The organism is Ruegeria sp. AN6, from assembly GCF_056540425.1.
Genome location: NZ_JBQFWR010000006.1, coordinates 237,158 through 243,402, shown reverse-complemented (window position 1 = coordinate 243,402; position 6,245 = coordinate 237,158). Strand labels below are relative to the sequence as shown.

Here is a 6,245-nt window from a genome sequence, read left to right as displayed (position 1 = left end):
CCCCGTCAACCGCGTCGACAACGCATACGGTGACAGAAACCTCATCTGCACATGCCCTCCAATGTCAGAATACGAAGAAGCCGCAGAGTAATACACAAACAAAAACCCGCCGGACTACCGGCGGGTTTTTCGCTCATCGGAAACCTCTGTTCCGATTCGATCCCCTTTAAGATGTCGTTTTTAACGGTCGATGGGTCTTTTTCGCTTGCTGCAGGTGCGAAGGAGCCATACCCCTTTCCGTGGGACACCCCTCCCCAACGAGGGGCGTGTATCTGGAAGGGTAATACAGATGACAATCGAACAACCGGCGACGCGGCCGGCGAATCCGCGTTTTTCTTCGGGCCCTTGTGCCAAACCCCCCACATTTGATCTGACCAAACTGGCGGACGCTGCCTTGGGTCGTTCGCATCGGGCTGCGGTCGGCAAGGACAAGCTGAAGGCAGCCATCGAAGGCACGCGTGAGATTTTGGGTATTCCAGCGGATTATCGCATCGGCATCGTACCTGCCTCAGACACCGGTGCGGTTGAGATGGCGCTGTGGTCGCTTCTGGGTGAGCGCAAGGTCGAGATGCTGGCCTGGGAAAGCTTTGGCGCGGGTTGGGTGACCGATGTGGTCAAGCAGCTGAAAATCGACGCGGATGTGAAAACTGCCGATTACGGGCAAATCGTCAATCTCGCGTCCGTCGATTTCGCCAATGATGTAGTGTTTACTTGGAACGGTACCACCTCGGGTGTGCGGGTTCCGAATGGCGACTGGATTGCCGATGATCGTCAGGGTCTTACGATCTGTGACGCAACCTCGGCGGCCTTTGCGATGGACTTGCACTGGGACAAGCTGGATGTGACCACGTTCAGCTGGCAGAAGATTCTGGGTGGTGAGGCGGCTCATGGGATGCTGATTCTGTCGCCGCGTGCGGTCGAACGCTTGGAGAGCTACACCCCAGCATGGCCCCTGCCCAAGATTTTCCGCCTGACCAAAGGTGGCAAGCTGATCGAAGGCATCTTCACCGGGGCCACCATCAACACGCCTTCGATGCTTGCGGTTGAGGACTACCTTTTCGCGCTGGATTGGGCGCGATCCGTCGGTGGCCTTGAAGGACTGATTGCCCGCGCGGATGCCAATGCTGGCGCCGTGCACGCGTTCTGCGACCAGAATGGCTGGATTGCAAATCTGGCGGAAGACGCGGCGAACCGGTCCAATACCTCGGTCTGCCTGAAGTTTACCGATGCGCGTATTCAGGATGGCGCGGCTTTTGCAAAGGCCGTGGCCAAACGGCTCGAAGCCGAGAACATCGCACTAGATATAGGTGCCTATCGCGATGCCCCAGCGGGTTTGCGCATCTGGTGCGGTGGTACGGTCGAGACCTCGGATATCGAGGCGATGTTGCCATGGCTCGCATGGGCCTTCGAGACCGAGATCGCGGCGCAGACTGAAGCTGCCTGATGTTATTGCCGGGCCACCCAAGGCCCGGAGCTTCCATACAATTCAAGGACCAAAGATATGGCCCCCAAAGTACTCGTATCTGACAAGCTCAGCGAAACCGCCGTGCAGATCTTCCGTGATCGCGGCATTGATGTGGATTTCATGCCCGATCTGGGTAAGGACAAAGACAAATTGGCCGAGGTGATCGGTCAGTATGACGGGCTCGCCATCCGTTCGGCCACCAAAGTCACGCCAACCATTCTTGATAAAGCCGACAAGCTGAAGGTCATCGGCCGTGCAGGGATCGGCACCGATAATATCGACAAGGATGCGGCTTCAAAAAAAGGCGTGATCGTGATGAACACGCCGTTTGGAAACATGATCACCACAGCCGAACATGCCATTGCGATGATGTTTGCGGTTGCACGGCAAATTCCCGAGGCCAGCACCTCGACCCATGCGGGCAAGTGGGAAAAGTCCAAGTTCATGGGGATCGAGCTGACCAACAAAACACTCGGCGTGATCGGCGCGGGTAATATCGGCGGCATCGTTTGCGAGCGTGCGCTGGGGCTAAAGATGAAGGTTGTCGCCTATGATCCCTATCTCGGCGAAGAGAAAGCCGCGCAGATGGGAGTGGAAAAGGTTGAGCTGGATGAACTGCTGTCGCGTGCTGATTTCATCACTCTGCACGTGCCTCTCACTGATCAGACTCGCAATATCTTGAGACGTGAGAACTTGGCCAAAACCAAGAAAGGCGTGCGCATCATCAACTGTGCTCGTGGCGGGCTGGTTGACGAAGACGCGCTGGCCGAGGCGTTGCAATCGGGCCATGTGGCCGGGGCAGCCTTTGACGTCTTTAGCGAAGAACCCGCCAAGGATAACGCGCTGTTCAATCTGCCCAATGTGGTGTGCACACCTCACCTTGGCGCTGCAACGACCGAAGCGCAGGAGAACGTGGCATTGCAGGTGGCCGAGCAAATTTCGAACTACCTGCTGACCGGCGCGGTAGAAAACGCGCTGAACATGCCCAGCGTTACGGCGGAAGAGGCCAAGGTCATGGGGCCGTGGATCAAGTTGGCTGGCCATTTGGGCAGTTTCATTGGTCAGATGACGGACGAACCGATCAAGGCGATCAACATCCTTTATGATGGCGTTGCGGCCGAGATGAACCTGGCGGCGCTGAACTGTTCGGTGATCGCTGGGATCATGAAGAAATTCAACCCAGAGGTGAATATGGTTTCTGCCCCGGTCGTGGCCAAAGAGCGGGGGATTCAAATCTCGACCACCAATCAGGATAAGTCCGGAGCCTTTGAAGGCTATATCAAGGTGACCGTCGTGACCGGGAAACGCGAACGTTCGATCGGGGGAACTGTGTTCAGTGACGGCAAGCCGCGCTTTATTCAGATCAAAGGCATCAATATCGACGCCGAGGTTGGCGCCCACATGCTTTATACCACCAACGAGGATGTGCCAGGCATCATCGGTGCCTTGGGGCAAACTATGGGCACGCATGGTGTGAACATCGCGAACTTTACCCTTGGTCGTGCTGAGGCGGGAGGCGAAGCGATCGCGCTGCTGTACGTCGACGAACCAGTTCCGGCTGAAGCGCGCGCGCAGCTGGCGGAAACCGGTCTGTTTACCCAGATCAAGCCACTGGAGTTTGAGGTGGCCTGAGTGTCGATGTTGAATTTCTGAAACAGATTGATGCCCGGGCTTATGCAAGGCGCGGGCATCGCCTTTTCAAAGAGTCGTATTTGCGTCAGAAGTGCAGCAATCGCAGATGCCCGAGGGGAACCAGATGACCAACCCGATCTACGCAATCGGTGATTTGCACGGGCGTGTGGACGAGTTTGACCGCGCATTGTCGCTGATCGAGCGCGATGGTGGTCAGGACGCCGAAATCGTGTTTTTGGGTGATTACGTCGATCGAGGCCCAGACAGCAGGGGCGTCATCGACCGTTTGATCGCGGGACGTGATGCAGGCAGGCGTTGGGTCACCCTGCTGGGCAATCATGACCGGATGTTTTCGTGGTTTTTGGAGGATGTGCCACGTCATGATCCGCATATGTTGGTGGGGTATCATTGGCTGCACGAGCGGTTGGGTGGTGTCGAAACACTTCAAAGCTATGACGTGTTCTTCGATCAGCAGACGCGCCTAGAGGATCTACATGCCATTGCACGGGGCGCGGTTCCTGTGGCGCATAGGATGTTTCTGCAGGGGCTCGTGGCCATGCATCAAACGCCAGAGATTGCGTTTGTTCACGCAGGCATCCGGCCCGGAATACCGCTGAGCGAACAACGGGAAAATGATCTGGTGTGGATCAGGCAAAGCTTTCACAATCACCGTGGCCCGCATCCGAAGCTTATCGTCCATGGACATACGCCTGTGGATCAGGCGACGCATTATGGTAATCGCATCAATCTGGATAGCGGTGCAGGGTATGGCCGCCCGGTAGGCGTCGCGGTGTTTGAAGGTCGGGATTGCTGGTTGCTGACGGACAAGGGCCGCGTTGCGCATTTGCCCTGACGATCAGGACTGTGTGAACAGGTCTTTGCAGCGGTCACGCAGGATGTTTTTTTGCACCTTGCCCATTGTATTGCGCGGCAGTTCGTTAAGCAGGATCAGTTGGCGGGGATGTTTAAAACGGGCCAAAGCACCCTGTATCGTATCCATGATCGCTTCGATATCAGGCGTCTGACCGGGGGTCGGAACCAGAATGCCAACCGGGGTTTCTCCAAAATCCGGGTGGGGTACGCCGATCACCGCGCTCTCTAGCACGCCGGGTTGTTCATCCAGCAGCAGCTCGATCTCTTTAGGGTAAATGTTGTACCCGCCTGAGATGATCAGGTCCTTCCCGCGTCCGACGATGTGGACATATCCATCCTCGTCGATCCGTCCCAGATCACCGGTGATGAAGAACCCATTTCCGCGCAGTTCGGCGGCGGTTTTTTCGGGCATTTGCCAATAGCCCTGAAACACGTTGGGGCCGCGTACTTCGATGATCCCGATTTCACCACTTGGCAGAGTCTCCCCCGATTCAGGGTCCGTGACCTTCAATTCGACATCTGGCAAGGGAAATCCAACGGTTCCTGCGCGGCGCTCGCCGTCGTATGGGTTTGACGTATTCATGTTGGTTTCGGTCATTCCGTAGCGTTCCAGAATGCGATGGCCGGTCCGGTCTTCGAATTGAACATGCGTGTCTGCAAGCAAAGGTGCCGATCCTGAAATGAACAGCCTCATATCCTGCGTCAGCTCCCGCGTGAACCGTTGGTCGCTCAGCAGCCGGGTGTAGAAGGTTGGTACGCCCATCATCGTCGTTGCTTGAGGCATCAGACGCAGCATGTCGTGTAGGTCGAATTTCGGCAGAAAGATCATCGATCCACCCGAGGCGAGCATGACATTGGTCGCAACAAACAGCCCATGGGTGTGAAAAATCGGAAGTGCGTGGAGCAGCACGTCGCTGTTGGCAAACCGCCACTCGTTTACCAGAGTCTCCGCGTTCGATAACAGATTGGCTTGCGTCAGCATCGCCCCTTTCGAACGTCCCGTCGTGCCCGAAGTATAGAGGAAAGCGGCCAGATCGTCCTCGGTCCGGCGGACCGGTTCAAAAGCAGGAAGCATCCCTAAGGCACGCCGTGTCAGGCTGCCCGAACCGTCCGCGTTCAGCGTCTCTAACCGGGCGTTGTTCTTTTGTGCAATATCAGCAAGCCCAGCCTCGTTGGTCGCGTCGCAGACCACCAGAGATGCGCCGCTGTTTTCGATGAAATAGCTCAGCTCTTGCGTCGTATAGCCGGTGTTCAGTGGAAGAAAGATCAGCCCGGCTTGCGCGCAGGCGGCATAAAGCGCCAGTGCTTCGGCGGACTTCTCCACCTGCACTGCGACACGGTCGCCCGGTTCCAGTTCCAGTCCGGTCAGCGCATTGGCCAAACGGGCTGCCGTGTCCAGAAACGCGGCATGGGTCAGTGTCTGACCATCGGCGAGATGCAGAAACGGCGTGTCCTTGCCCGCATGAATGCCAAACAAACGATCATAAAGCGGGTTGCCCATCCCGGTTTCCTTTCCATCCGACGCTGGAACTCTGTCTCGTAAATGGCAGGGGGTAAAGCCCGGAAAATCAGAATTCGGTGGTCATCCGGTAGCCCGCTGCAAAGTACATTTTGGCGAAGGTCACCGGCTGACCTTGCAGCCATGTGATGCGCTCGGCCGTAAAGACGGGCTCACCTTCGGGCACGTCCAAAAACCCAGCCAATGTGCCGTCGGCCCGGCTGGCCAGAAAGGTCAACTCGACATTTGTGAACGGGACAGTTTGCACCAGCCAGTCATTGGGACCAACGCCAGAGAAATCGGCCTGTTCCACTTGCGGTACGCTGTCGATCACGATCCAGCGGTCCTCAAACTGAAACGGTGTGTTGGTGGAAAAATGCATGCATCGCACATGCATGACTCGCTGATCCACGCGCAGGGCCAGACGAGCCGTCAGCCAATCGGGAGCGGTCTGTGTTTCATGCGATACCAGCGCATAGCGATAGGTGCCGCCCGCAGCTTCGATCTCATCACGGACCAGTGGAATGGTGAATCGTGCCTGACGCTGCGGAGCGCTGAGAACCCGGGTGCCTGCCTTTCGACGCCTTTCCAGAAACCCTTCATCCGCCAGTTCCCGCAGCGCACGGTTGACTGTGGTGCGGGTGCACGAAAATTCCACCGCAAGCTCTTGCTCATTGGGAAGCAGGGCATCCGGTTGCCATTCGCCGGATCGGATGCGTTGCAGGACGGTTTGCTTAATGTCTTTGTAGCTGGTGGTATCGCTGGTCTGGGTCATGA

General features: G+C 57.0%; 5 protein-coding genes. 3 read left to right on the top strand and 2 right to left on the bottom strand.

Annotated features, from left to right (window positions below; all coding sequences use genetic code 11):
* The first annotated feature begins 289 nt into the window (after nucleotides 1-289).
* From ACR0MQ_RS12315 to ACR0MQ_RS12305, 3 genes are all read left to right on the top strand, one after another.
* Nucleotides 290-1,444 (top strand): phosphoserine transaminase, encoded by a 1,155-nt coding sequence (locus ACR0MQ_RS12315; protein WP_480608498.1) that lies wholly within the window; start codon nucleotides 290-292, stop codon nucleotides 1,442-1,444.
* A gap of 57 nt (nucleotides 1,445-1,501) precedes the next feature.
* Nucleotides 1,502-3,097 carry a phosphoglycerate dehydrogenase gene (gene serA / locus ACR0MQ_RS12310; protein WP_170771672.1) on the top strand — a complete coding sequence of 532 codons (1,596 nt, stop codon included), beginning with the start codon at nucleotides 1,502-1,504 and terminating at the stop codon, nucleotides 3,095-3,097.
* Between the two features lie 124 nt (nucleotides 3,098-3,221).
* The gene (locus ACR0MQ_RS12305; RefSeq protein ID WP_480608496.1) at nucleotides 3,222-3,950 is read left to right on the top strand and encodes a metallophosphoesterase family protein; all 729 of its coding nucleotides are present in this window, start codon (nucleotides 3,222-3,224) and stop codon (nucleotides 3,948-3,950) included.
* A gap of 3 nt (nucleotides 3,951-3,953) precedes the next feature.
* Here the strand turns inward: ACR0MQ_RS12305 and ACR0MQ_RS12300 are convergent, their stop codons facing one another.
* Entirely contained in the window at nucleotides 3,954-5,471 is a 1,518-nt protein-coding gene (locus tag ACR0MQ_RS12300) for a malonate--CoA ligase (protein ID WP_480608494.1), read from the bottom strand.
* 67 nt (nucleotides 5,472-5,538) lie between these two features.
* Complete coding sequence (locus ACR0MQ_RS12295) at nucleotides 5,539-6,243, bottom strand: GntR family transcriptional regulator (RefSeq protein ID WP_170771665.1); 705 nt, start codon at nucleotides 6,241-6,243, stop codon at nucleotides 5,539-5,541.
* Between the last annotated feature and the right edge of the window lie 2 nt (nucleotides 6,244-6,245).